The organism is Micromonospora lupini (assembly GCF_026342015.1).
Lineage (GTDB): Bacteria > Actinomycetota > Actinomycetes > Mycobacteriales > Micromonosporaceae > Micromonospora > Micromonospora lupini_B.
Genome location: NZ_JAPENL010000003.1, coordinates 312,616 through 336,708, shown reverse-complemented (window position 1 = coordinate 336,708; position 24,093 = coordinate 312,616). Strand labels below are relative to the sequence as shown.

General features: G+C 72.9%; 20 protein-coding genes. 8 read left to right on the top strand and 12 right to left on the bottom strand.

Going from position 1 to position 24,093, the window contains the following annotated elements; all coding sequences use genetic code 11:
- The first annotated feature begins 113 nt into the window (after positions 1-113).
- From OOJ91_RS29670 to OOJ91_RS29660, 3 genes are read left to right on the top strand one after another with little or no spacing between them, the layout of a single operon-like run.
- A complete protein-coding gene (locus tag OOJ91_RS29670) occupies positions 114-1,049 on the top strand; it encodes an NAD-dependent epimerase/dehydratase family protein (protein WP_266251479.1) in 936 nt (311 codons plus the stop codon).
- An 8-nt stretch (positions 1,050-1,057) separates the two neighbouring features.
- Positions 1,058-2,461, top strand: coding sequence for a lipopolysaccharide biosynthesis protein (locus OOJ91_RS29665; protein WP_266250141.1), 1,404 nt, complete (start codon positions 1,058-1,060; stop codon positions 2,459-2,461).
- Positions 2,451-3,890: a glycosyltransferase family protein gene (locus tag OOJ91_RS29660; RefSeq protein WP_266250140.1), complete on the top strand. Its 1,440-nt coding sequence runs from the start codon at positions 2,451-2,453 to the stop codon at positions 3,888-3,890. Before OOJ91_RS29665 ends, OOJ91_RS29660 begins: the two co-directional genes overlap by 11 nt.
- Positions 3,891-3,911: 21 nt before the next feature.
- On the opposite strand, the gene OOJ91_RS29655 is transcribed toward OOJ91_RS29660, so the two are convergent.
- Positions 3,912-5,261 carry an O-antigen ligase family protein gene (locus tag OOJ91_RS29655; protein ID WP_266250139.1) on the bottom strand — a complete coding sequence of 450 codons (1,350 nt, stop codon included), beginning with the start codon at positions 5,259-5,261 and terminating at the stop codon, positions 3,912-3,914.
- A 405-nt stretch (positions 5,262-5,666) separates the two neighbouring features.
- On the opposite strand from OOJ91_RS29655, the gene OOJ91_RS29650 reads away from it, so the two are divergent.
- Genes OOJ91_RS29650 through wecB form a run of 3 tightly spaced genes read left to right on the top strand, consistent with a single transcriptional unit; the run spans position 5,667 to position 8,972 of the window.
- Positions 5,667-6,707, top strand: a complete 1,041-nt coding sequence (locus OOJ91_RS29650) for a polysaccharide biosynthesis protein (protein WP_266250138.1) — start codon at positions 5,667-5,669, stop codon at positions 6,705-6,707.
- Positions 6,701-7,825, top strand: a complete 1,125-nt coding sequence (locus tag OOJ91_RS29645) for a polysaccharide biosynthesis C-terminal domain-containing protein (RefSeq protein WP_266250137.1) — start codon at positions 6,701-6,703, stop codon at positions 7,823-7,825. The genes OOJ91_RS29650 and OOJ91_RS29645 overlap by 7 nt, the downstream gene beginning before the upstream one ends.
- A 22-nt stretch (positions 7,826-7,847) precedes the next feature.
- A complete protein-coding gene (wecB, locus tag OOJ91_RS29640; protein ID WP_266250136.1) occupies positions 7,848-8,972 on the top strand; it encodes a non-hydrolyzing UDP-N-acetylglucosamine 2-epimerase in 1,125 nt (374 codons plus the stop codon).
- Between the two features lie 82 nt (positions 8,973-9,054).
- On the opposite strand, the gene OOJ91_RS29635 is transcribed toward wecB, so the two are convergent.
- The 4 genes from OOJ91_RS29635 to OOJ91_RS29620 are packed head-to-tail and all read right to left on the bottom strand — an operon-like array spanning position 9,055 to position 12,762.
- Positions 9,055-10,275: a glycosyltransferase gene (locus OOJ91_RS29635; RefSeq protein WP_266250135.1), complete on the bottom strand. Its 1,221-nt coding sequence runs from the start codon at positions 10,273-10,275 to the stop codon at positions 9,055-9,057.
- Positions 10,272-10,919 (bottom strand): acetyltransferase, encoded by a 648-nt coding sequence (locus tag OOJ91_RS29630; protein WP_266250134.1) that lies wholly within the window; start codon positions 10,917-10,919, stop codon positions 10,272-10,274. The genes OOJ91_RS29635 and OOJ91_RS29630 overlap by 4 nt, the downstream gene beginning before the upstream one ends.
- Positions 10,916-11,581: a sugar transferase gene (locus OOJ91_RS29625; RefSeq protein ID WP_266250133.1), complete on the bottom strand. Its 666-nt coding sequence runs from the start codon at positions 11,579-11,581 to the stop codon at positions 10,916-10,918. Before OOJ91_RS29625 ends, OOJ91_RS29630 begins: the two co-directional genes overlap by 4 nt.
- Positions 11,578-12,762 carry a DegT/DnrJ/EryC1/StrS family aminotransferase gene (locus OOJ91_RS29620; protein ID WP_266250132.1) on the bottom strand — a complete coding sequence of 395 codons (1,185 nt, stop codon included), beginning with the start codon at positions 12,760-12,762 and terminating at the stop codon, positions 11,578-11,580. Before OOJ91_RS29620 ends, OOJ91_RS29625 begins: the two co-directional genes overlap by 4 nt.
- A gap of 183 nt (positions 12,763-12,945) precedes the next feature.
- Here OOJ91_RS29620 and OOJ91_RS29615 point away from each other — a divergent pair, with 183 nt between their 5' ends.
- Positions 12,946-13,893, top strand: coding sequence for a DUF389 domain-containing protein (locus tag OOJ91_RS29615; RefSeq protein ID WP_266250131.1), 948 nt, complete (start codon positions 12,946-12,948; stop codon positions 13,891-13,893).
- Here the strand turns inward: OOJ91_RS29615 and OOJ91_RS29610 are convergent.
- From OOJ91_RS29610 to OOJ91_RS29600, 3 genes are all read right to left on the bottom strand, one after another.
- Positions 13,823-14,290 carry a hypothetical protein gene (locus OOJ91_RS29610; RefSeq protein WP_266250130.1) on the bottom strand — a complete coding sequence of 156 codons (468 nt, stop codon included), beginning with the start codon at positions 14,288-14,290 and terminating at the stop codon, positions 13,823-13,825. The genes OOJ91_RS29615 and OOJ91_RS29610 overlap by 71 nt on opposite strands.
- Positions 14,291-14,314: 24 nt before the next feature.
- Positions 14,315-15,196, bottom strand: a complete 882-nt coding sequence (locus OOJ91_RS29605; RefSeq protein ID WP_266251477.1) for an aminoglycoside phosphotransferase family protein — start codon at positions 15,194-15,196, stop codon at positions 14,315-14,317.
- A gap of 178 nt (positions 15,197-15,374) precedes the next feature.
- Positions 15,375-17,861 carry a Tex family protein gene (locus OOJ91_RS29600; protein WP_266250129.1) on the bottom strand — a complete coding sequence of 829 codons (2,487 nt, stop codon included), beginning with the start codon at positions 17,859-17,861 and terminating at the stop codon, positions 15,375-15,377.
- Positions 17,862-18,095: 234 nt separating this feature from the next.
- On the opposite strand from OOJ91_RS29600, the gene OOJ91_RS29595 reads away from it, so the two are divergent.
- Complete coding sequence (locus OOJ91_RS29595) at positions 18,096-19,607, top strand: deoxyguanosinetriphosphate triphosphohydrolase family protein (protein ID WP_266250128.1); 1,512 nt, start codon at positions 18,096-18,098, stop codon at positions 19,605-19,607.
- A gap of 37 nt (positions 19,608-19,644) precedes the next feature.
- Here OOJ91_RS29595 and OOJ91_RS29590 read toward each other — a convergent pair whose 3' ends face one another.
- From OOJ91_RS29590 to OOJ91_RS29575, 4 genes are all read right to left on the bottom strand, one after another.
- Positions 19,645-20,787, bottom strand: a complete 1,143-nt coding sequence (locus OOJ91_RS29590; protein WP_266250127.1) for an MBL fold metallo-hydrolase — start codon at positions 20,785-20,787, stop codon at positions 19,645-19,647.
- Between the two features lie 113 nt (positions 20,788-20,900).
- Complete coding sequence (locus OOJ91_RS29585) at positions 20,901-21,911, bottom strand: serine hydrolase (protein ID WP_266250126.1); 1,011 nt, start codon at positions 21,909-21,911, stop codon at positions 20,901-20,903.
- Between the two features lie 105 nt (positions 21,912-22,016).
- Positions 22,017-22,241 (bottom strand): hypothetical protein, encoded by a 225-nt coding sequence (locus OOJ91_RS29580; RefSeq protein ID WP_266250125.1) that lies wholly within the window; start codon positions 22,239-22,241, stop codon positions 22,017-22,019.
- Positions 22,242-22,317: 76 nt separating this feature from the next.
- Positions 22,318-23,502 carry a zinc-dependent alcohol dehydrogenase gene (locus OOJ91_RS29575; RefSeq protein WP_266250124.1) on the bottom strand — a complete coding sequence of 395 codons (1,185 nt, stop codon included), beginning with the start codon at positions 23,500-23,502 and terminating at the stop codon, positions 22,318-22,320.
- Positions 23,503-24,093 lie beyond the last annotated feature (591 nt).

The following is a 24,093-nucleotide window of genomic DNA, read 5'->3' as shown; positions in this document are numbered from 1 at the left end:
CGTTGTCACACTGGTGGGCCGTCGCGCGGTCACCGCCACCGCGCCGCCGGGCGGGCATCGCGCCGCCGGGGCGGCTCGCCGGCCGAGCCGAAACGGGGAGATCGTTGAGAGTAGTGGTGACCGGGGGCGCCGGCTTCATAGGCGCCAACCTGGTGCGGGCGCTCGCCGACACCCCGCAGGTGACCGAGATCGTGGTCGTGGACGACCTCTCCACAGGCCTGCTCGACAACCTTGACGGCCAGCCGGTCCGGCTGCACCGGGGAACCGTGCTCGACCCGGATCTGCTCGACGAGGCGTTCACTGGCGCTACCAGCGTCGTGCACCTGGCCGCCCTCGGGTCCGTGCCGCGCTCCATCGACCGACCGCTGCCCAGTCACCACGCCAACGCCACCGGGACGCTCATGGTGCTGGAGGCGGCCCGCCGTCACGACGTACGCCAACTGATCCTCTCGTCGTCCTCGTCGGTCTACGGCGCGAACCCGGTGCTGCCCCGCCAGGAGGGGCTGCGGCCCATCCCGGTCTCGCCGTACGCGGTGTCCAAGCTGGCCGCCGAGGCGTACGCGCTCGCCTACGCGGCCTGCTACGACCTGACGGTGCTGCCGTTCCGCTTCTTCAACGTCTTCGGCCCCCGGCAGGCCGCGCACCACGCGTACGCCGCGGTGCTGCCCCGCTTCGTCACCGCCGCGCTCGCCGGCGAGCCGTTGCGGGTGCACGGCGACGGCCGGCAGACCCGCGACTTCACATTCGTCGGCAGCGTCACCGCGGTGATCGTCGACGCGATCGTGCGCCGGGTGTCCACCACGGACGTGGTCAATCTGGCCTTCGGCGCGCGGGTCTCCCTGCTCGACCTGGTCGCCGAACTGGAGGACATTCTGGGCCGGCCGTTGTCCGTGGCGCACGAGCCGCCGCGCCCGGGCGACGTGCGGGACTCCCAGGCCGACTGCGCCCGCCTGCGGGAGCTGTTTCCCGCCGTGCGACAGGTGCCGCTGCGCACCGGTCTCGAGCGCACGGTGGCCTGGATGTCCGGTCACGTGCTCGCGGGCCAGTAGGGTCGCCGATGTCGTCCGGGGTCGCCGAGCGGACCCGGCGCGCCCGCACACCTGGCGCACACCGTCGTCGCCCCGACCGTGGCCGCCGACTGCTCTCCGGCGTCGCCACCGCGCTGCTCAGCCGGGTGGCCGGGCTCGTCGTGCCGATCGTGCTGGTGCCGGTGACGCTTCCCTACTTCGGCAACGACCTGTACGGCCTGTGGATGGCGGTCGCCGCGCTGGCCGGCATGGCGGCCTTCGCCGACCTGGGTCTGGGCAGCGGGCTGATGACCAAGCTGGCCCCCTGCTACGCCCGCGGCGACACCGTCCGGGCCCGTCGCTACATCTCCAGCGCGTACCTGACCCTGTCGGTCCTCGCGCTCGCTCTCACAGGTGTGCTCTGGGCCTGCTCCGGCGCGGTGCCGTGGTCGGCGCTGTTCAACGTGACAGGTCAGGTCACCCCGGAGCAGACCCGGATGATCTCGCTGATCTGCCTCACCGCGTTCGCGCTCAACGTCCCGCTCAGCCTGATCGCCCGGGTCCAGTACGCCTACCAGCAGGTCGGCCGGAGCAACGTCTGGCAGACCACCGGCAGCCTGGCCGCGCTCGGCGCGGTGCTGGGTGTGGTCCGGGCCGGCTGGTCGCCGATTCTGGTGGTGGCCGTCTCGGTCACCGCGCCGCTGCTTGTCAACCTGCTCAACACGCTGTGGTTCTTCGGCCGGCAGGAGCCGCGGATCCGGCCCGCGCCCAGCGCCGTGCGTGTCGACACCGCAGTGGAGCTGACCCGGCTCAGCGGGCTGTTCTTCGTGCTCACAGTGGTCATCTCGTTCGCCACAAACGCGGACACGCTGATCATCGCGCACGCGCTCGGCCTGTCCGCGGTGGCCGGGTACGTGGTGCCGGCCAAGTTGCTGTCCCAGCTCGGCCAGCTCGTCGTCCTGGTAAACGTTCCGCTCTGGCCGGCCAACGGCGAGGCCCTGGCACAGGGGCAGGTGGACTGGGTGCGGCGGACCACGCGGCGAATGACAGTGCTGTCCGTGCTCGCCGCCGGTCTGCCCGCGGTGGCCCTGGTGGCCGTCGGCGACCGGCTGTTCGCCGCCTGGCTGCCGGTGCCGATGGGCGGTGACCGGTGGCTGCTCGCCGGGCTGGGCGTCTGGTGGCTGTTGCAGTCGGCGCTCTCACCACGGTTCATGGTGCAGAACGCCGGAGGCGTCCTCGTCCCGCAGTTGTGCGGTTGGCTGGCGTTTCTGGCGCTGTCGGTGCTCGGCAAGTGGTTCGCCGCCGACCGGCTCGGCGTCGCCGCCGTGCCCTGGGTGGGCGCCGTCGGCTACGCGCTTACCGTCGCGCCTGCGGCGCTGTACGGATATCGCCGGACGCTGCGGCGTCACCGCGGCCCGGCCGTCGAGGAGGGACTTGTGGAAAGTGCGCGTTGACGAGTATCCCCGCGTGCTCGTGGTGAGCGCTGCCGTGTTCGACCGCTCCACCGGCACCGGCATCACCCTGTCGAACCTGTTCACCGGCTGGCCGGCGGACCGGCTCGCGCAGCTCTACGCCGAGGACCGCGCTCCGGGTCCGGACGCGGTCGGCACGTTCGCGCGGTTCGCGCCGCGCAACGCCCCGGTGGAGTACCACCTGTTCCGGCAGTGGGAACGCGTCCGCCGGCCACTCCGGGCGGTCGTGAAGGGCTCGCCCGGCCCGACGGGCCCGGTCGGCTCGGCCAGCAACGTCCGCTCGACGGGCCCGGTCGGCCCGGTCGCCGTGGCCCGGAATCCGGCGCCCAGTGCGGTGCGCGCCCACCTGCGCACCCAGTTGCGGGCCTTCGTCGACCTCAGTCCGGTCCGTGTCCCCGCGGACGTCCGTCGCTGGGTGCGCGACCAGCGGCCGGACGTGGTCTACACGACGCTGGGCAGCATCCGGATGATGCGCCTCGCGGTCGCCGCGGCACAGGAGTGCCGGGTGCCGCTGGTCCCGCACTTCATGGACGACTGGCCCACGACGCTCTACACCGGTGGCCAGGTGCTGGGTCTGCCCCGGCTCGCCGTCCGCGCCGGGTTCCGCGACGTTCTGCGGCACTCCTCGTACGGGATGGGGATCAGCGAGGCCATGGCGCGGGAGTTCGAACGCCGCTACCGGCTGCCGTTCGCCGCCTTCGGTAACTGTGTCGACGCCGCCGACTTCGCCGATCCCCGAGGTCGGACGCCGGACCGGCCGGCCGGAACCCCTGTCGAGCTGGTCTACGTGGGTGGGCTGCACCTGGACCGGTGGCGGTCGCTGCGTCGGGTCGGCGCCGCCGTCGACCGGCTGGCCGCCAGGGGCACGCCGGCGCGGCTGACCGTGCACGCCCCGGCGGTCGACGTCGGCCGCTACGCCGGGGCGTTCGCCGGGATGCAAGCCGTCCACCTGGGTCGGTCGTTGGCCAGCGGCGAGGTCGCCGGGGTGCTGCGCCGGGCCGATGTGCTTGTGCACGTCGAGTCGTTCGCCGCCGAGCACCGCAGGTACACCCGCTACTCGCTCTCCACCAAGATCCCGCAGTACCTGGCGGCCGGTCGTCCCGTCCTCGGGTTCGGCCCGGCCGAGTTGGCCTCGATGGCGCACCTGGCGGCGGCCGACGCCGGTGCGGTGGTCGGACGCGACGATCCGGCTGCCCTCGCCGCCGCGCTCGGCCCGCTCTGCGCCGACGCGGAGCTGCGGGCCCGCCTGGGCCGGCGAGGGCTGGCGTACGCGGTGCGCCACCACCGCACCGACCGGGTGGCGGCCCGCTTCGCCCAGGTGCTGCGGGAGGCGGCACGTCTACCGGCCGGCGCGGCGCTGGTGCCCCGACCCGGGCGGGTCGTCGCGTTGGAGGGGTCGGACGTCGGTTGAGAGTCGGTCCCGCCGACGGCGCTACCGGCCGGTCGCCACCGTCCGACCGGCGACCGTGATCGTCGGCGCGACTGTGGTCGGGAGTCGGCGACGGGCGCGGGCGTGTCGCGCAGCGATGCCCGGGGGCCGCCGGGGTCCCCAGATGCCGGGCAGGACGGTGACAAGCGCCAGCGCCAGCCAGAAGGCGAGCGACGTCTCCCACTGGCCGGTCAGCCAGATCGGCAGCATGGCCCCGACGAACGCGCAGGCGGTCAGGAGCCCGGCCCGGCCGGTGCGGGCGGTGACGACGAGCGCCCCGGCCATCGTCGCGAAGTAGAGCGCGACGCCGACCAGGCCCAGATCGTTGCCGACGGTGAGCAGCAGGTTGTGCGGGCCGATCTCGAAGGGGTTGGTGCCGATGAACACGCCCGCCCCGGAGCCGGCCAGCGGGGACTCGGACCAGGTGGACAGCGCGTAGGGCCAGATCGACAGGCGGCCGGAGATGTCGCCTGTGGGCCGCCCGTACAGGCCGTCGAGCCAGAGCAGCTCGGCCTTCGGCGCCAGCCCGAACGGCACCAGCGCGATCAACGCGGCGGCGAAGCCGGCGACGGTGACCGCTGTCAGTCGGGGCGCGATCCGGGTGGCGAGCGCGGCGACGAGACCGAGCAGGACGCCGATGGCGGCCCCCCGCGATCCGGTGAGCAGCACGGCGTACCCGAGCAGGACGATCAACGCCAGCGGGGTGAGGCGCAGCAGCCGCCGGTGCGCGCCGGCCGCGGCGAGCACCAGGGCCAACGCCACCCCGACGGCCAGGGTGTACGCGGTGACGTTCACCTCCTTGCCGTCGACGCCGTACCGCTCGGCGAAGAGCAGCACCTGCCCCTGGGACCGGGCGCCGGTGGCCACCTCGACGGCTACCACCGCACATCCGCCCAGGTACGTCCAGCCGACAAGCAGCAGGTCCCGCCGCCCGCGGACGACGTGCCGGCAGGCCACGAAGAGCACGCAGACGGAGATGTAGCGGTAGGCGGCGGGTCCGGTGAGGTCGGTCCGGCTGCTCCAGAGCAGGCTTGCGGCGGCCCAGCCGCCGGTGAGCAGCGCGACGACGTCGAGCCTGTGCAGCCTGGGCAGTCGACCGGTGAGCACGATCGCGATCACCGCGAGGATCGCGCCGTAGTTGAACGACCACCACGGCGGGCGTGCCGCCAGGAAGGCGACCACGCACAGGGTCAGCACGGCGGGCAGGCTGCCGGCGGGTGGGGACGGCGGGGGCGCGGGGTGGGCATCCACTGCGCGGCGGCGTCGACCGGCAGCCGGCACCAGCCGTTCGGTGGCGGTGGCGCGGTAACGGGGAGTGGTCGTGGGCCCCGTCCCCGGCGGCGCGGCGGTCATCGGCCGCGCCCCGGCTCGGGTTCGGACACCGGGCCGGACAGGTGACCGCGCGGCATGGGGCTCCTTCGGAGGTACCGGATGCGGCTCCACGTGGCGGTGGGCCCAGGAATGGTGTGAACCCCGGTCACGGCTGGGGCGACACCGAACCGTTTGTATCAGGTAACGGGCCGTGAAGAGGGCAATTCATCGCACAAGCGCACGGTCTTTATTGGCTCTGGTAGGTAATTGCACCCCTTTGCCACCGAACGCGTATCTGCTGCTCAGAGCATTCGTTGACCCGGGTGCCGTACCCGGCGCCGGGTCGAACCTGACCGCCGGCGGCCGGTTCCCCGGAACGTGGCGCGTCGTGCTCCGCCCGGGGATGGCGGGTGGAAGCCGCCCGTCGGATGACGAACGGGAGAACGAATGAGCGTGCTGACCGCGGGTCGCCGGGTGTTGATCACCGGCGGGACCGGATCCTTTGGACAGACCATGGCCCGGCGGTTGCTCGACCGTGATGTCGCGGAGGTGCGGATCCTCAGTCGGGACGAGGCCAAGCAGGACGCCATGCGCCGGTCGACAGGCGACGAGCGGGTGCGCTACCACATCGGTGACGTACGCGACGTCGACACCGTGCTGCGCGCCACCCGTGGCGTCGACTTCGTCTTCCACGCGGCGGCGCTCAAGCAGGTGCCGTCCTGCGAGTTCTTCCCCCTCGAAGCGGTACGCACCAACATCCTCGGCAGCGGCAACGTGGTCGAGGCCGCCGCGCACAACGGCGTCAGCTCGGTGGTCGTCCTCAGCACCGACAAGGCCGTCTACCCGGTGAACGCCATGGGCATGAGCAAGGCGCTGATGGAGAAGGTCGCCCAGGCGTACGCCCGGAACAACCCGAACAGCTCCACCACCGTCTCCTGCGTCCGGTACGGCAACGTGATGTACTCCCGCGGCTCGGTGATCCCGCTGTTCATCGAGCAGATCAAGGCCGGCCGCGCGCCCACCGTCACCGAACCCGCCATGACCCGCTTCCTCATGTCGCTTGCCGACTCGGTCGACCTGGTCGAGCACGCGTTCCACCACGCCCGCCCCGGCGACGTGTTCATCCGCAAGGCCGCCGCCTGCACCATCGGCGATCTCGCCGAAGCGGTCTGCCAGCTCTTCGACGTGCCGTTCAAACTGGACGTGATCGGCGTGCGGCACAGCGAGAAGTGGCACGAGACCCTGGCGAGTCACGAGGAGTTGGCCCAGGCGGACGACTTCGGCGACTTCTTCCGGGTGCCGCTGGACGCCCGGGACCTCAACTACGCGCTCTACGTCTCCGAGGGTGAGCTGGGCGAGACTCCCCGCGAGGACTTCAACTCGGCCAACGCCACACGGCTCGGCGTACCCGAGATCGTGGAGCTGCTCAGGACGCTGCCGGAGGTCCGGGCGGAGCTGGCGCTGCGCGATCCGGTGCTGGCGTGCTGAGGCTCGCCGTCACCGGTGCCGGCGGTTTCCTCGGCTGGCACGTGCGCGTCCTGCTGCACGCGCTCGGCTGGCCCGAGCCGACAGTGCTCACCCGCACCGACCTGGCCGACCCGGCGGTGGTCGCCCGCCGGATCGCCGGGGTGGACCGGGTGCTGCACCTGGCCGGGGTCAACCGTGGCGAGCCCGCCGACGTGGCGGCCGGCAACGTGCAGCTCGCCGCGCAGCTCGCCAATGGCCTGCGGGCCTGCCCGGAACCGCCGGCCGGGGTGGTCTTCGCCAACTCGGTCCAGGCCGGCAACGGCACCCCGTACGGCGACGCCAAGGCCACCGCCGCCGGCATCCTCGCCGAGACCGGTGTGGTCCTGGACGACGTGCTGCTGCCCAACCTGTACGGCGAACACGGCCGGCCCTGGTACAACTCGGCGGTCGCCACCTTCTGCCGCGTGCTCGCCGAGGGTGGCCGGCCCGAGGTGCACGCCGACCGGGAGTTGGACCTGGTACACGTCACCGACGCGGCGGCCCGGCTTGCCGGCGTGACGGCGGGCGGCTCCTGGGACCCGGCGCTGCCGCCGCTGCGCATCGGGGTCCGTGACCTCGCCGACCAGCTCACCTCGTACGCCGGCATCTACCGCACCGGCGAGATCCCGCCGCTGCGCGACAGGCACGACGTGCGGCTGTTCAACACGTACCGGTCGCACTGCTTCCCGGCGCACTATCCCCTCGCCCTGCCCAGCCGGGCCGACGCCCGGGGCGCGCTCGTCGAGACGGTCAAGACCCACGGGGGAGCGGGACAGACGTTCTGCTCGACGACCCTCCCCGGCGTCACCCGTGGCGAGCACTTCCACCTGGCCAAGGTGGAACGGTTCGTGGTGCTGCGCGGCACCGCCGAGATCAGCCTGCGCCGGGTCGGCGACACCGACGTCGTCCGGTTCCCGGTCAGCGGCGACGAACCCGTCGTCGTCGACATGCCGACCATGTGGGCGCACAACATCACCAACACCGGCCCGGACGAGCTGCTCACCCTCTTCTGGACCAACGAGCTGTTCGACACGCAGCGACCGGACACCTGGCCGGAACCGGTCGGCGGCGCGCACCGCGTGCCAGCAGGCGTCCGGTGAGCGACAGGCGAAGGGAGACCCCATGACCCGTGTGATGACAGTCGTCGGCACCCGCCCGGAGATCATCCGACTGTCCCGGGTGCTCGCCCGGCTCGACGAGACAGTCGAGCACGTGCTGGTGCACACCGGGCAGAACTGGGACAGCAGCCTCTCCGACGTGTTCTTCTCCGAGCTGCGCCTGCGCGAACCGGACCGGTTCCTCCGTGTCGACACGTCCTCGCTGGGCCGGGTGCTCGGTGGGGTGCTGGTCGGCATGGAGGCGGCGATCGCCGAGGTGCGGCCGGACGCCCTGCTGGTGCTCGGCGACACCAACAGCTGCATCGCCGCCCTGATGGCCCGCCGGATGCGGGTGCCGGTCTACCACATGGAGGCCGGCAACCGCTGCTTCGACCTGAACGTGCCGGAGGAGACCAACCGCCGACTGGTCGACCACGTGGCCGACTTCAATCTCGTCTACACCGAACACGCCCGGCGCAACCTGCTCGCCGAGGGCCTGCACCCGCGCCGGATCCTGCACACCGGCTCGCCGATGCGGGAGGTGCTGGAGCACTACCGGGCGCCCATCGCCGGCTCGACGATCCTGCGTCAGCTGGAACTCGACAGGGGTCGGTACTTCCTGGTCAGCGCGCACCGCGAGGAGAACGTGGACCGGCCCGACCGGCTCCAGCGGCTGCTCGACTGCCTCGTCGCCGTCCGCGACAGGTGGGGGTTCCCAGTGCTGGTCTCCACCCACCCCCGTACCCGCAAGCGCCTGGAGGCGCTCGCCCCGGACGCCACTGCCCTGGACGGCATCGCCTTCCACGACCCGTTCGGCCTGCTCGACTACGTACACCTGCAGACCGGGGCGTATTGCACGTTGTCGGACAGCGGGACGATAAGCGAGGAGGCGGCCATCCTCGGCTTCCCCGCGGTGACCCTGCGGGAGTCGATCGAACGACCGGAAGCGCTCGACGCCGGCGGCATCATCATGACGGGCCTGGACCCGCAGGGGGTCGTCGAGGCGGTCGAGGTGACCGTGGCGCAGGTCGCCGCCCAGGGCGTGCCGTGCCCGGTCGACTACCAGGTGCCCGACACCTCCCGTCGGGTGGTCGATTTCATCCTCTCCACAGTGCGCCGGCACCACGACTGGGCAGGCATCCGACACTGACGCGCGGGGGCGGTCGGTGGTCCGGCGGGACCGGCCACCGGCCGCCCGCAGCCGTGTTCGGCGCCGCCGTCGTGTTCGGCGCTCAGCGCCGTCGTGCCGCCACGTCCTCGACGATGTCCGCCACCTCGGCCGCCGCCCGCAGGTCGTCGAAGGACGCCAGCACGTGCCGACGTGCCAACCGGCCGCGCAGGGGCAGCGTGCCGCCGACCCAGGCGCGGTACGCCGCGTCGAGCGCGCTCACCAGAGCCGCCGGATCGGCCTGTGGAACCACCCAACCGGAGCGTTCGGTGACCGCCTCGGGCAGACCACCGACCGCGCTGACGATGCTCGGCACGCCCATCGAGCCGGCCTCCACCGCGGCCCCCGGCCCGTCGCAGAGCGACGGGGAGACGCTGATGTCGGCGGCGGCGTAGCAGGGCCGGACGTCCGGGACGGACTCCACCCAGGTCACCCCGGGATCGTCGGTGACACCGAAGCGTTCGGCGAGCTGCCGCCGGTAGCTCTCCCCGGCCGCCGTCCAGCCACCCCCGACGAGAAGCAGGTGCGCGTCCGGGTGCCGGCGGCGAAACGTCCGCCAGGCGGTCAGGAGCACGTCGTGCCCCTTCACCCCGCGACCTGAGTGGACCAGGCGCTTGGGCGGATAGACGTAGGAGACCAGTACCGCCAGGAACACGGACTGGTCGATGCCCAGCTCGGCGCGGAGCTTCGCCCGCTGGTCCGGGCCGGTGGCGTCCGGGCTGAACGCGTCGGTGTCCACCCCGTACACGGCGACAGGTCGCCGCTGCGGCGGGCAGCCCAGCTCCCCGTACCTGGCGGAGGCGTACCGGCAGCCACAGACCACCACGTCGTCGAGCCGCCACAGCAGCCGCTCCACCGAGCGGACCAACCCGGACTCCAGGTACGCCGGGCCGGCCACCATGTGCACCCGGCACACCGGCAGACCCAGCGTGGCCAGCCGCACCGCGTACGCCGAGGCGATCAGGTGGTACTGGACCACGTCGGAGCGCAGCCGGCGCAGCAGCGACCGCAGCCGCAGCAGCCCGACCGGCGTGGACCAGCCCAGGGTGAAGTCGTACGGGGAGGGCAGCACCTCGACGCCCCGACGCTCCAACTCGTCGGTCAACCGGCCGGCGCCCGCGGGCAGCACGACGGTCACCTCGTGGCCGCGGTGGCGCAACTCGTCGACCTGGGGCAGCAGCCAGGTCCCGCCCGCGTTGGTCTTGACAAGCACCGCGATCCGTAGCCGGCGCACACCGTGCGGGTGGCCCACGCGTGGGCCGCCGGAGGCGCCGCTCGCGCTCACCGGGCCGGGACTCCCTTGACGACGATGCCGGCCGGCACGTTTCGGACCACGCAGGCGCCCGCACCGACCGTGGCGTCGGCGCCGACCCGCAGCCCCTGCAACACCACCGCACCCGCTCCGATGAGTACGCCGTCGCCCAGCCGGCAGTCGCCGGAGACCGCGCCGAGCGGGTTCACCGACACGTGGTCCCCCACCTCGCAGTCGTGTGCCACGGCGCTGTTCTGGTTGAGGTGCACGTGCCGCCCGAGGGTGACGTTCGTGGTGACCCGGGCGCCGGCGAACGCGACGAGCCCCTCGCCGTAGACGGCGTCCGGGCCGACCGTCGCGTCCGGGTGGATCAGCACCGCCGCGGCCAGTCCGTGGGCGGCCACCCGTTGGTCCACCGCCCGCCGGGCGGCGGGGTCCCCGATGCCCAGTGCCAGGTGCGTGCCGGCGGGCTGGTCGCCGAGACGAGCCGTGCTGCCCAGGTAGGGCACCTCCAGCCGCTGCACCCGCTTCAGGTTGACCTCGCTGGGCGTGTCGTCGACGAAGCCGCGGACCCGCCAGACCGGGTCCCCGTCGGCGGCGGCGTTGACGGCGCGGACGATGCCCAGCACCTCCCGGCCGTGGCCGCCGCAGCCGACGATGACGATGTCCAGGCTCACCGGCGGCCCGCCGCCGGAAGGTGACCGGTGCCGGCGGGGGCCAGTTCGGACGGGCCGAGGTACTCGCGGGCCGTGGCCACGCCCGGCGCCGTGATGCCCTCGCGGCGCAGCACGATCCGTACCGTGCGGAGCAGGATGCGCAGGTCCAGCGCGAGTGAGCGGTGCCGCACGTAGCGCACGTCGAGCGCGAACCGGTCCTCCCAGCTCAACGCGTTGCGCCCGTACGCCTGCTGGAGGCCGGTGATGCCGGGCCGGACGTCGTGGCGGCGGAGCTGCTCGGGCGTGTACCGGGCCAGGTACGCCGGCAGCAGCGGACGCGGCCCGACCAGGCTCATCTCGCCGCGCAGCACGTTCCACAGCTGGGGCAGCTCGTCCAGGCTTGTGGTCCGCAGCCAGCGACCGAACGGGGTGAGCCGCGCCCCGTCGTTGGCCGGCGCGCTGTCCTCGCCGCCGACTGTCATCGAACGGAACTTGACCAGGTGGAACAACCGGCCGTGCCGGCCCGGCCGAGCCTGCCGGAACAGCACCGGCCGGCCCATTGTGACAAGCACGGCCAGCGCCACGGCGGTGAGCACCGGGGCTGCCAGCAGCAGACCGGTGGCGGCCAGGACGACGTCCAGCGCGCGCTTGACGGCGTCGTAGGGGCGGGGTCTGCTCGTCATCGGCGCTCCTGGAGAAACTCGTTGATCGTCGTCAACACCCGGTCCACCTGGTCGCCGGTGAGCGCGGAGCCGCTGGGCAGGGAGAGGCTGGAGGCGAAGAGCTGGTCGGCGACCCCGGTCAGGGCGGCCGGCTGGTCGGCGTACACCGGTTGGCGGTGCATCGGTTTCCACATGGGGCGGCTCTCCACGCCGCGGGTGACCAGGTGCTCGGCCAGGTGGCCGGCCTGCCAGCCGGCGCGCTCGGGCTCGACCACCACGGAGGTCAGCCAGCAGTTCGAGCCGGGATCGCCGGCGCCGAGGATCCGGGTGCCGGGGACGGCGGCGAAGAGATGGGCGTACCGGTCCCGCAGCGCCCGCCGTCGGGCGATCATCGCGTCCAGCCGGCTGAGCTGCGCCCGACCGAGGGCGGCCAGCAGCGTGCTGAGCCGGTAGTTGTAGCCGATGTCGCGGTGCTCGTAGTGCGGCACCGGCTCGCGCGCCTGGGTGGCGAGGTGGCGGGCCCGCGCCACCAGGTCGGGGTCGTCGGAGACGAGCATCCCCCCGGCCGAGGTGGTCATCACCTTGTTGTGGCTGAACGAGTAGATCCCCACCCGGCCGAGGGTGCCGGCGTGGCGGCCCCGGTAGGTGGAGCCGAGGGCCTGCGCCGCGTCCTCGACGACGGGGACGCCTGTCGAGGCGCAGAGCGGCAGCAGCCTGTCGTAGTCGGCGCACCGACCGTTGATGTCCACGCTCAGCACGGCGGCGACCCGCCGGCCGGCCTCGGCGAGTCGTCCGAGCAGGTCGGAGAGCAGATCGACGTCGAGGTTGCCGGTGGCCGCGTCACAGTCGACGAAGACCGGTTCGGCGCCCGTGTAGGTGACCGCGTTGGCGGTGGCGGCGAACGTCAGGGTGGGAACGACCACCACGGAACCGGGTCCGGCGCCGACGGTGAGCAGCGCCAGGTGCAGCGCGGCGGTGCCGGAGGAGAGCCCCAGCGCGTGCCCGACGCCGACCCGCGCGGCGACCTCCCGCTCGAACGCGCCCAGCTCCGGGCCCTCGGGGTCGAAGCGGCCGGCGCGGAAGGCGCGCAGCAGATACGACTCCTCCACCTCGCCGACATCCGGGGGAGAGAGGAAGACCGGGTCGGTGACGGCCGGGCCGCCGCCGCGCGCCTCGGGCGGACGGTGGTGGATGAGCTCCACGGACGGCGCCTCCGATCACATGTGCTGAGAGATCACAATGGTTGTAGCAGTCGCTATGGCGGTGGATGGGCGGTTTCGCCGATCCTGCGCCGATTCCACCCGATCGGCCTTCGCGTTCCGACGAGCCACGGCACGGCCGGTAGAGTGCTGCCGGCCGCGGTACGTCCACACCAGGGAGAACGAGTGCTGCACCTGAGGGTGATCGTCCCGGCGGATCGGACCGATGAGGTCGTCGACCTGCTGTCCGCGGACGCGGGGGTGACCCACCTGGCCGTGCTGCCCGGTGTCGCGCGGCAGCCGAAGGGTGATCTCGTCCTCTGCGACGTGGTGCGGGAGAGCGCCGACGGGGTGCTGCACGGCCTCCAGCGCATCGGAGTGGACACCAGCGGCGGCATCGCTGCGGACGACGTCGAGTTGACCATCTCCGCGGCGGCCGACCGGGCGGCGGAGCTGGCGCCGGGCAGCGGCGCGGACGCGATCGTGTGGGACGAGATCGCCGCGAAGACCGGTGAGCAGACCGAGCTGTCCGGCACCTACCTGGTGCTGATCGTGGTGGCCACCATGATCGCGGGCATCGGTGTGCTGCTGGACCAGCCGATCCTCATCGTCGGGGCGATGGTGGTCGGGCCGGAGTTCGGCCCCCTCGCCGCGCTCTGCGTGGCGCTGCTGCGCCGCCGACTCTCGGTGATCGGCCGATCGGTGCAGGCCCTGACGGTGGGCTTCCTGGCGGCCATGGTGGCGACCGTGCTGAGCACCTGGGCGCTGACCGCCGTCGGTCTGGTGAGCAGGGAGATGCTGCTCGCCGAGCGGCCGCTCACCGACTTCATCTGGCGACCGGACGCGCTGTCCTGGGTCGTCGGCCTGCTCGCCGGGGTCGCGGGCATGCTCTCGTTGACCTCGAAGAAGTCGGGCAGCCTGGTCGGGGTGCTGATCTCGGTGACCACAGTGCCCGCCGCGGCGAACGTCTCTGTCGCCGCCGCCTACGGCGTGTGGGACGAGGCCGGCGGTTCGGCCCTCCAGTTGGTGATCAACCTGTGCGCGATAGTCCTGGCCGGGCTGCTCACGCTCGTGGTGCAGCAGCTCTGGTGGTGGAACCTGGCTCGTCGGTCCCGCCGTCCAGCAACCGCGTGAGCAGCGTCCGCAGCGGAATCGACTCGCCGTCGCGCCCACCCGCCCCGACGACGAGCGGCGCCGGGCTGGGCTCGGGGTCGACGCCGAACAACCGGGCCCGCAGGCCGCCCGGCACGGTCAGCAGATGGAACCGACCGGTCGTGTCCACTGCCCGGGTTCCGGCCCGGTCGACGTACCAGCCGGTCAACCGGGTCCGGTAGCGACCGCGCCCGTCGTAGCCCCGGGCGACCAGCCGCGTGGTGGGCAGGCCCCGTCGGGTCGCCTCGGCAACGAACCAGGCCACCAGCTCCGCCGCCTGCGCCTGCTCGCCGGCCCGCCGCCGCGCCTCCGCGTCGGCGTGCGCCCGCACCGCCCGCTGCTGCCGCTCCCGCCACTCACGGCCGTCGCCCTCGTCCACGAGCCGACGGTACGCGACCCCGACTCAGCTCAGGACGGCCCGCAGGGTGTGCCGCGCGATGCCCGCCATCACCGGGTTGGTCTCGACGTAGTACGGCAGCGCGTTGATCGCCTGTTCCAGGGCCCACCCGCGCCCCCGCTCCCAGGTCGCGTCGTCCACACCCAACGCCCGCCGGTACGTCTCCCGCGACCCCGCGTCGAGCAGGTTCCACGCCGGTATCAGGTCCACCGCGGGGTCGCCCACCCCGACCGTGCCGAGGTCGATGACCGCCACCAGTCGACAGTCGCGGACCAGCAGGTTGCCCGGCATCAGGTCGGCGTGGATCCACACGTCGGGGTCGTCGCGACCCACGTCCCGGCACCTGTCCCACACCTCGGCCAACGCGACGGTGTCGGTCAGTTCGCCGCTGACGGCGAGGGCTGCCCGCACGTCCGCGTCCTGGTCGGCGAGCGGCCCGCCCCGACCGGTTCCCGGCCAGGACCGCCCGCCGGTGTCGATGCCGCGCAGGGCCACCACGACAGCGGCCAGGTCACGGGCGAAGACGTCCGCGTCGTCGATCCGGTCGAGCTGCGCCGTGGCACCGGGGATCCAGCGGTACGCCGCCCACGGCCCCGGGTACCCGGGGCCCGGCTCGCCCAGGCCGAGCGGCTCGGGCACCGCGACCGGCAGGTGCGCGGCGAGCAGCGCGGCGTACTCCTGCTCCCGCGCCAACGCCGCGCGCAGGTCGGGATCGGCCCCGGGACGCAGGGGAAACCGCAGCACGACCTCCGCGCCGAGCCGGAACAGGGCGTGCACCGTCCCGGCCGAGGAGATCGGACGGATGGTCAGGCCCCGCCAGCGGGGAAACTGCTCGGCCACCAGCGCGGCTACCACGTCCACGGGCACGTCCACCTGGTCGGCATGCATCTTCACCCGCGAGATCATCGCTCCGGCGTCCACCCCCGCGCGACCCGATTTTCCGGCCGCCGTGCCGCGCGGTGCCGCAGCAACTCCAGATCTCGGGCAGTTTCCGTTCACGCTGAATAGTTCACGCCGAACGGAAACTGTCCAAGATCTACACCGATACCGCGCGCCGGTCGGCGGATCAGGCCAGTCCGGCGCGGCGCAGGGCCTCGGCCATCGCGTCGTTGGCCGGCGCCGGCCCGCCCTGGCGCTGCTGCCCGCCTCGTCCGCCCTGCCCGCCTCGCCCACCGGCGCCGCCCTGCCCGCCGGATCCGCCCTGCCCGCCGGATCCGCTCTGGCCGCCGCGACCACCCTGCCCGCCGCGACCGCCGGACCCGCTCTGGCTGGTGCGACCGCCGGATTCGCCGCGGCCGCCCTGTGGTCCGCGCTGGGCCGGGCCGCCTCGACCCTCCTGGCTCGTCCGACCACCGCCGCCGGCGGCCGGCTCGTCCTCCAAACGCAGGGTCAGCGAGATGCGTTTACGGGGTACGTCCACGTCGAGCACCCGGACCTTGACCACGTCACCGGACTTCACCACCTCGCGGGGGTCCTTCACGAACGTCCGGGACATCGCCGACACGTGCACCAGACCGTCCTGGTGCACCCCGACGTCGACGAACGCGCCGAACGCGGCCACGTTGGTGACCACGCCCTCCAGCACCATCCCGGGCGTCAGGTCGCCGATCTTCTCCACCCCCTCGACGAAGGTGGCGGTGCGGAACTCCGGCCGCGGGTCCCGGCCCGGCTTCTCCAGCTCGGCGAGGATGTCGGTGACCGTGGGCAGGCCGAACCGGTCGTCGACGAAGTCGGTGGCCCGCAGCCCGCGCAGGATCGCGCTCCTGCCGATCACCGAGCGCAGGTCCTGACCGGTGCTGCCGAGGATGCGACGCACCACCGGGTACGCCTCGGGGTGCACGCTTGACGAATCCAGCGGGTCGTCGCCGTCGGGGATGCGCAGGAAGCCGGCGCACTGCTCGAACGCCTTCGGCCCGAGCCGGGCCACCTTCTTCAGCTGCGTACGCGAGCGGAACGGCCCGTTGGCGTCCCGGTGCAGCACGATGTTCTCCGCCAGCCCGGCCCCGATCCCGGAGACCCGGGTCAGCAGCGGCGCGGAAGCGGTGTTGACGTCCACCCCGACCGCGTTGACGCAGTCCTCAACGACCGCGTCCAGCGACCGGGAGAGCTTCACCTCGGAGAGGTCGTGCTGGTACTGGCCGACCCCGATCGACCGTGGGTCGATCTTGACCAGCTCCGCGAGGGGATCCTGGAGGCGGCGGGCGATGGAGACCGCGCCGCGCAGCGACACGTCCATCCCGGGCAGCTCCTGCGAGGCGTACGCGGACGCCGAGTAGACCGACGCGCCGGCCTCGGAGACCATGACCTTGGTCAGGTTGAGCTGCGGGTGCCGCTTGATCAGGTCGCCGGCCAGCTTGTCGGTCTCCCGGGAGGCCGTGCCGTTGCCGATCGCGATCAACTCCACGCCATGTGCCCCGGCGAGCCGGGCGAGGGTCTCGACCGAGGCGTCCCACTGCCGGCGTGGCTCGTGCGGATAGATCGTGTCGGTGGCGAGCACCTTTCCTGTCGCGTCCACCACCGCCACCTTGACGCCGGTCCGCAGGCCCGGGTCCAGGCCCATCGTCGGCCGGGTACCGGCCGGCGCGGCGAGCAGCAGGTCACGCAGGTTGGTGGCGAAGACCCGCACCGCCTCCTCCTCGGCCGCCTGCCACAGCCGCATGCGCAGATCCGCGCCGAGGTGGATGAGGATCCGGGTACGCCACGCCCAGCGCACCGTGTCGACCAGCCAGCGGTCGGCGGGGCGGCCCGCGTCGGACACCCCGAACCGGCCGGCGATGACCGCCTCGTACCGGCTCGGACCGGTCGGCGCGGCGTCCGCCTCGCCGGCCTCCTCCGGCGCCATGGTCAGGTCGAGCACGCCCTCCTTCTCGCCCCGGAACATGGCCAGGATGCGGTGCGAGGGCAGCTTCGGGTACGGCTCGGAGAAGTCGAAGTAGTCGGAGAACTTGGCGCCGGCCGTCTCCTGACCCTCACGTACCCGGGAAGCCAGCCGGCCCCGCGACCACATCTGCTCGCGCAGCGTGCCGATCAGGTCGGCGTCCTCGGCGAAGGTCTCGATGAGGATCGCCCGCGCGCTCTCCAGCGCGGCGGCCACGTCGGCGACGCCCTTCTCCGCGTCGACGAACCCGGCTGCCGTGACCTTCGGGTCCTGGCCGGGGTCGGCGAGCAGAGTCTCGGCCAGCGGAGCCAACCCGGCCTCGCGGGCGATCTGCGCGCGGGTCCGTCGCTTCGGCTTGTACGGCAGGTAGATGTCCTCCAGCCGCGACTTCGAGTCGGCGGCCATGATCTGCGCTTCCAGTGCGTCGTCCAGCTTGCCCTGGCCGCGGATCGACTCCAGCACGGCGGCCCGCCGCTCGTCCAGCTCGCGCAGGTAGCGCAGTCGCTCCTCCAGAGTGCGCAGCTGGGTGTCGTCGAGCAGGCCGGTGGCCTCCTTGCGGTAACGGGCGATGAACGGCACTGTGGCGCCGCCGTCGAGCAGCTCCACGGCCGCCCGCACCTGACGCTCGGCCACGCCGAGCTCGTCGGCGATCCGCTGATGAACAGACTGGGTCACGATCTCGATCCGCCTTCGACTCGATCCGCCTTCACAGAGCGGGTACCGCCTGCATTGTGCCGGGCGCCCCCGGGCGCTGTCGCCGCGCCCGGCCGGCGCGCCCGTCGCGCCCGGCGGGGACGGCACTGCCGCGCCCGGCCGGCCCGCCTCCGTTCCCCCGGGAGGGGCCGGAGCCCGCGCGCGGCCGGTTGATCCGCCGACGGCCCCCGGTGGGCCTGCGCTAGCGTGGCGATCATGGAATCACCTGCGGAGCCGCGCGCCCGGCGGCTCTTCGGCGGCAGCGCCCGCGCCCTCGGCGACCTCACGGCCAACCCGTTCCGCGCCGACCGGGACCGGATCGTCGGCTCGCCGTTCTTCGCCCGCCTCGGCGGCGTCACCCAGGTGATCAGCCCGGTCGGCTCCGGGCTGCTGGTGCACAACCGGCTCACCCACAGCCTGAAGGTCGCCCAGGTGGCCCGGGCCATCGCCGAGCGCCTGACTGCCGACGACCGGTGGCGCGGCCTGCTGGACAAGCTCGGCGGCTGCGACCCCGACGTGGTGGAGGCCGCGGCGCTCGCCCACGACCTCGGTCACCCGCCGTTCGGGCATCTGGGCGAGCGGGTCCTCGACCGGCTCGCCCGCCAGCGTCTCGGCCTCGCCGACGGTTTCGAGGGCAACGCGCAGTCGTACCGGATCGTCACGAGCACCGAGATCAGGGGCGCGGCCACCACCGGGCTGGACCTGACCGCCGCGGTCCGCGCGGCGATGCTGAAGTACCCGTGGACGCGGCTGGACTACCCCGACCCGCACCCGCGCCTGCTCGACCCGCCGCCCCGCGGCGCCACCCCGCCGCCGGACGACCCGGAGAGCGGCTCGTCGAAGTTCGGGGCGTACCGGACCGAGCTGGACGACCTGCGCCAAGCCCGGGAGCCGTTCGCCGGCCGCATCCCGGACTGGCAGCAGACCGTGGAGGCGTCCGTCATGGACACCGCCGACGACATCGCGTACGCCATCCACGACGTCGAGGACTTCTACCGGGTCGGGGTGCTCCAGCAGGGGGCGGTGTCGGCCGAGCTGATGGCCTGGCAGCGCGAGAGCGGGCACTTCCGGGCGATCACCGACGCGGCGTTGGCCACCGCCTCCCGACGGCCCGGCGCGGCGATCGAACGGCTACGCCGCCAGCTGCACCACAAGGACGCCTGGATCGCCGACGACGACGCGTTCGCCGCCGCCGTCGAGCACGTCCGCGAGGAGCTGGTGGACGGTCTGCTGGCGATGCCGTTCGACGGCTCGATCGAGGCGGAGCAGTACGTGTCGCGGTTCTCCGCCCGCTGGTCCACCCGCTTCGTCGAGGCGATCACGATGACCGACAAGCCGTCGGTGCGCTCCGGGTACGTGCTGCTCGGCTGCGCCCAGTGGCACGAGGTGCAGGTGCTCAAGTTCGTCCACCACCGGTTCGTGCTGGCCCGCCCCGACCTGGCCCTGCACCAGCGTGGTCAGGCCCGGCTGCTGGGCACCCTGGTGGAGGCCCTGTGGGAGTGGCTGCTCGACCCGGAGGAGGAATCCCGGCTGCCCCGCCGGCTGCACGACCTCGTCGAGCTGGCCGAGGCGGAGCTGCACCCGCGCACGCCGCACCGGATCGGCCGCGCGCGGGGCCGCGCCATCGTGGACTTCGTGGCGCAGCTCACCGACGGGCAGGCGGTGGCCATGCTGGACGCGCTCTCCGGCCGCTCCGGCGCGCTGTGGACCGACGCCTTCGTGCTCTGACCCGACCGTCAGGCGTGCCCGCGCCGGCCCGAGGACGTCAGGCGACTGACTGCCACCAGCCGTCGACGGCGGGCGGATCGTCGACCACCACCCGCTCGCCGGGGCGGGGCACGGCCAGCCGGACGTCACGGGCCTTGGCCTCCGCCCAGAGCCGGTCGACCGGCTCGGACCAGTCGTGCAGCGCCAGGTTGAACGTCGCCCAGTGCACCGGGATGAACAGCCCGCCGCGCAGGTCCAGGTGGGCGTCGACCGCCTCCTCCGGGAACATGTGGATTGTCGGCCACGCCCGGTCGTACGCGCCGATCTGCATCAACGTCACGTCGAACGGGCCGTGCTCGGCGCCGATCGCCGCGTACCCGGCGAAGTAGCCGGAGTCGCCTGTGTAGAAGACCTTGCGCCGGGCTCCGGCGACCACCCAGGAACTCCAGAGCGTGCCGTCGCGGCGCAGCCCCCGGCCGGAGAAGTGCTGGGCGGCGGTGGCGGTGATCTCCAGCCCGTCGACCCGGTGGCACTCGGACCAGTCCAGCTCGATGATCCGCTCGGCGGGCACACCCCAGCGGTCCAGGTGGGCACCCACGCCGAGCGGCACCACGAACGGTGCCGACTGCCCGGCCACAAGCGCCCGCACGGTGGGCATGTCCAGGTGGTCGTAGTGGTCGTGCGAGATCAGGATGGCGTCCAGCGGGGGGAGCTCGTCCAGGCGTACCGGAGGCTCGTGCAGTCGGCGGGGGCCGACCAGGCCGGACGGGGAACAGCGGTCACTCCACACCGGGTCGAGCAGCACCCGCCGACCCTCGATCTCGATGAGCGCCGAGGCGTGGCCGTACCAGATGATGTTCAGCTCGCCTGCGGTGTCGGCGGCGGCCGGCGTGCTGGGGCGCAGCAGCGGCACGGGCGCGGTCGGCCGACGCTTCTGCTTGCCGAAGATCAGCTCGCGGACCAGGTTGCGACCCGGCTCGGCGGTCATCGTGCGGGTGTCGGCCTGATTGTGGAAGGTGCCGTCGCGGAACTGCGGCGAGCGGGCCGCCCGCTCGGCGCGGGCGCCGGCGAGCCGACCGCCGAGCGCCGCCGGCACGTCCCGGGCCACCCACGCCAGGCCGGCCAGCGCGGCCAGCCCTGCCGTTCCTCGCATCCGTCGCCCGAGCGTCAGTTGCCCGTCCGTGCGTTTCGCTGGCGCCATCGCCGTCCCTCCGCCGTGTCCCGCACTACACGGTAGTTCCCCGTCGCGGTTCCCGCTCCGGCGGTGGCCCGCGCCGGGCCGGCCGTCCTCCGACGACCGGCCCGGGAGCGGGGTCAGCCGCCGTTGCTGGGGCGTCGGGCGGTGATCCGGAACGTCTTGCCCGTGCCCGCGATCCGGTCCACCGCCGCCAGGAACTTCGGACCCATGGCGGCCCGGGCCTGCACCGCCGGGTGGGTCGCGCCGAAGTTGTCCGGGTCGGCCTGTCCGTCGGCGAACAGCGCGTAGGTGAGCACCGCCGCACCGGACCGGTCGAAGATCACTCCGGCCTCGTGCCGGGCGTCGGCGAACCAGCCGGCCTTGGTGGCGATGCGGGCCCGCTCGTCCGAGGACATGGTGCGCCGGATGCCGTCGGTGAAGGCCACCGGGGAACGCAGCAGCCCGAGCAGGTGCGTCGTCGAGGCCGGCGAGAGCAGCGTGCCGGCGACCAGGGCGCGCAGCAGGTCATGCGTCTCCCGAGGGGTGCTCGTGCCGAGGAAGAACCGGTTCGGGTTGGCCACCGGCTCGACCTGGGTGTTCGGGAAGCCCTTCGCGACCAGGATCGAGTTGATCTCGGCGGCCGGCGCGACCAGCCCGCACAGCCGCACCGCCGTGTCGTCCGAGACGGTCAGCAGGTTGGCCAGCACGTGCCCGAGGGTCACGCTGCTCGGGTACGCGCCGTCCAGGCTGAAGATGCCGTCGCCGCCCGGCACGACGATCGCGGCGGTCACGTCGACCCGCTGGTCGAGCGTCAGCAGCCCTCGGTCGACCTTGTCCAGCACCGCGGTGGCCACCGCGATCTTGTTGACGCTGTACGCCTCGATCCGGCGGTCCTCGTCGGCCGCCACCGCGACGACAGGCGGGCCCGCCGGGTCGGCCACGCTGACGTACGCCTGCCAGTTACCACCGGCCTCGGTGCGGTACCTGTCGAAGACGCTGGCGACCCGACTGGCGGCCCGGGCCGGGGTGGTCGGGGTCTCCTCGGTGTTCGCCGCGGCGCTGGCCGGGGTGGCCGCGCCGAGCACTGTGCCGGCGGTGGCCACCGTCCCCAGCCCGAGTGCCGTCCTGCGGTTCAGTCGGATGGTCAATCGTCTCTCCCGTCGTGGGGCGCCGGAGCGCTTGCCGGCCCACCACCCTAGGCGAGTTGATCGGTCCACAGTGGCCCCCTGCTGTCCCGAACAGTCCCGAACAGGTCAGCCGAGCCGTCGACGCAGCGCGGCGCCGACCGCCCCGGCCGGTCGGGACACGAGCTGCCGCAGGTCGGGCAGATGGCCGCCACGGACCGCCTCACCTGCCGGGTTCGGCGCGAACACCGTGCCGTCGTGCGCCCCGACCGGCCGACCGCTCAGGCCGGCCAGTCGCATCAACGGCCCGACGAGCACGTCATAGACGCCCGGCAGCACTGTGAGCAGCAGCACGTTCAGCGAGGGTCTGCGGCGCGCGGGCCGCGAGCGCCGATCCCGCTGGTCGCGCCGGCGATCACCACCACCCGACTCACGGTGCGAGCACGACCTTGATGCAGCCGTCCTCCTTCTTCTGAAACATGTCGTACGCCCGCGGCGCCTCGCTCAGCGGCAGTCTGTGGGTACGCAGATCCTCCACGCCCAGGGGGTCGTCGTCGCCGGAGAGCAGCGGCAGGATCTCGTCGGTCCACCGGCGCACGTGGCATTGCCCCATGCGCAACTGGATGCCCCTGTCGAACATCTCCATCATCGGCATCGGATCCACCTCGCCGCCGTAGACGCCGGAGATCGACACGGTGCCGCCGCGACGGACCGCCTTGACCGCCGCGTGCAGGACCGAGAGCCGGTCCATGGCCGCCTTGTCGGTCATCGTCCGGGCAAGCTTGTCCGGCAGCAGCCCCACGGCCGCGTGGGCCAGTTTGCCGCCCGGCGAGCCGTGCGCCTCCATGCCCACCGCGTCGATGACGGCGTCCGGCCCCCGCCCGTCGACCAGGTCGATCAGCGCGCCCGGCACGTCTGACAACTCGCGGACGTCGAGCACCTCGATGCCGTGCCGCCGGGCCAGCTCCAGCCGCTCGGGCACCAGATCCAGCCCGATCACCCGCCCCGCGCCGAGGTGGCGACCGATGCGGGCACAGAACTGACCGACCGGGCCCAGCCCGAAGACGGCAAGGGTGCCGCCGGGGGGCGTGTCCGCGTACTTCACCGCCTGCCAGGCGGTGGGCAGGATGTCGGAGAGATAGAGGTACCGCTCGTCGGCGCCGGTCTCGGGAATCTTGATCGGTCCGAAGTGGGCCTGCGGTACGCGCAGGTACTCGGCCTGGCCGCCGGGCACCGAACCGTAGAGCGAGGTGTAGCCGAACAGCGCCGCGCCCTTGCCCTCGCTTGTCACCTGGGTCGTCTCACACTGGGCGTAGAGCTGGTGGCGGCACATCCAGCAACTGCCGCACGAGATGTTGAACGGCACCACCACCCGGTCACCGGGCCTGAGCCCGGTCACCTCCGATCCGACCTCCTCGACGATGCCCATCGGCTCGTGGCCCAGGACGTCGCCGGGCTTCAGGTACGGCCCCAACACCTCGTACAGGTGCAGATCCGAGCCGCAGATCGCCGTGGATGTGATCTTGACGATCGCGTCGGTGGGTGCCTCGATCCGGGGATCCGGCACCTCCTCGACCCGTACGTCCCGCTTCCCCTGCCAGGTCAACGCCTTCATGTCCGGTTGCCCTCCCTCGGTCCTGCCTGACTTGCTACCCGGGAAGGAGCAGTTGAACCGACTCCGCTCCGGTGGCGTCTGGGCCTGGTGGTCTCGGCCTGTTGGTCTGGGCCTGTTGGTCTCGGCCTGTTGGTCTGGGCCTGGGGGTCTGGGCCTGTTGGTCTGGACCTGGGGGTCTAGGCCCGGTGGTCTAGGCCCGGGGGTCTCGGCCTGGTGGTCTCGGTCTTTGTCGCTTGGCTCGGTTTGGCGGTGGTTGCGGTTGGGGCTGGGGGCGACCGTCCCCGGCTCCGGGCGGTCAGGCTTGATTCCTCCGCCGGGCACGGTCGCCCCCAGCCCGTGGCTGGTCGGTCCGTGGCTGGGTCTCGGTCCGTGGCTGGTCGGTCCGTGGCTGGGTCTCGGTCCGTGGCTGGTCGGTCCGTGGCTGGGTCTCGGTCCGTGGCTGGTCGGTCCGTGGCTGGTCGGTCCGTGGCCGGCATCTGTCCGTGGTTGGCTCTGCCTGTGCGCTCATTCGCTGCGGTACCGCCTGGGCCGCACTGTTGGCGGGTGCCGTGTGGTGGCGTCCGCTTGATCGACTCGTCTTCATTGAAGTCG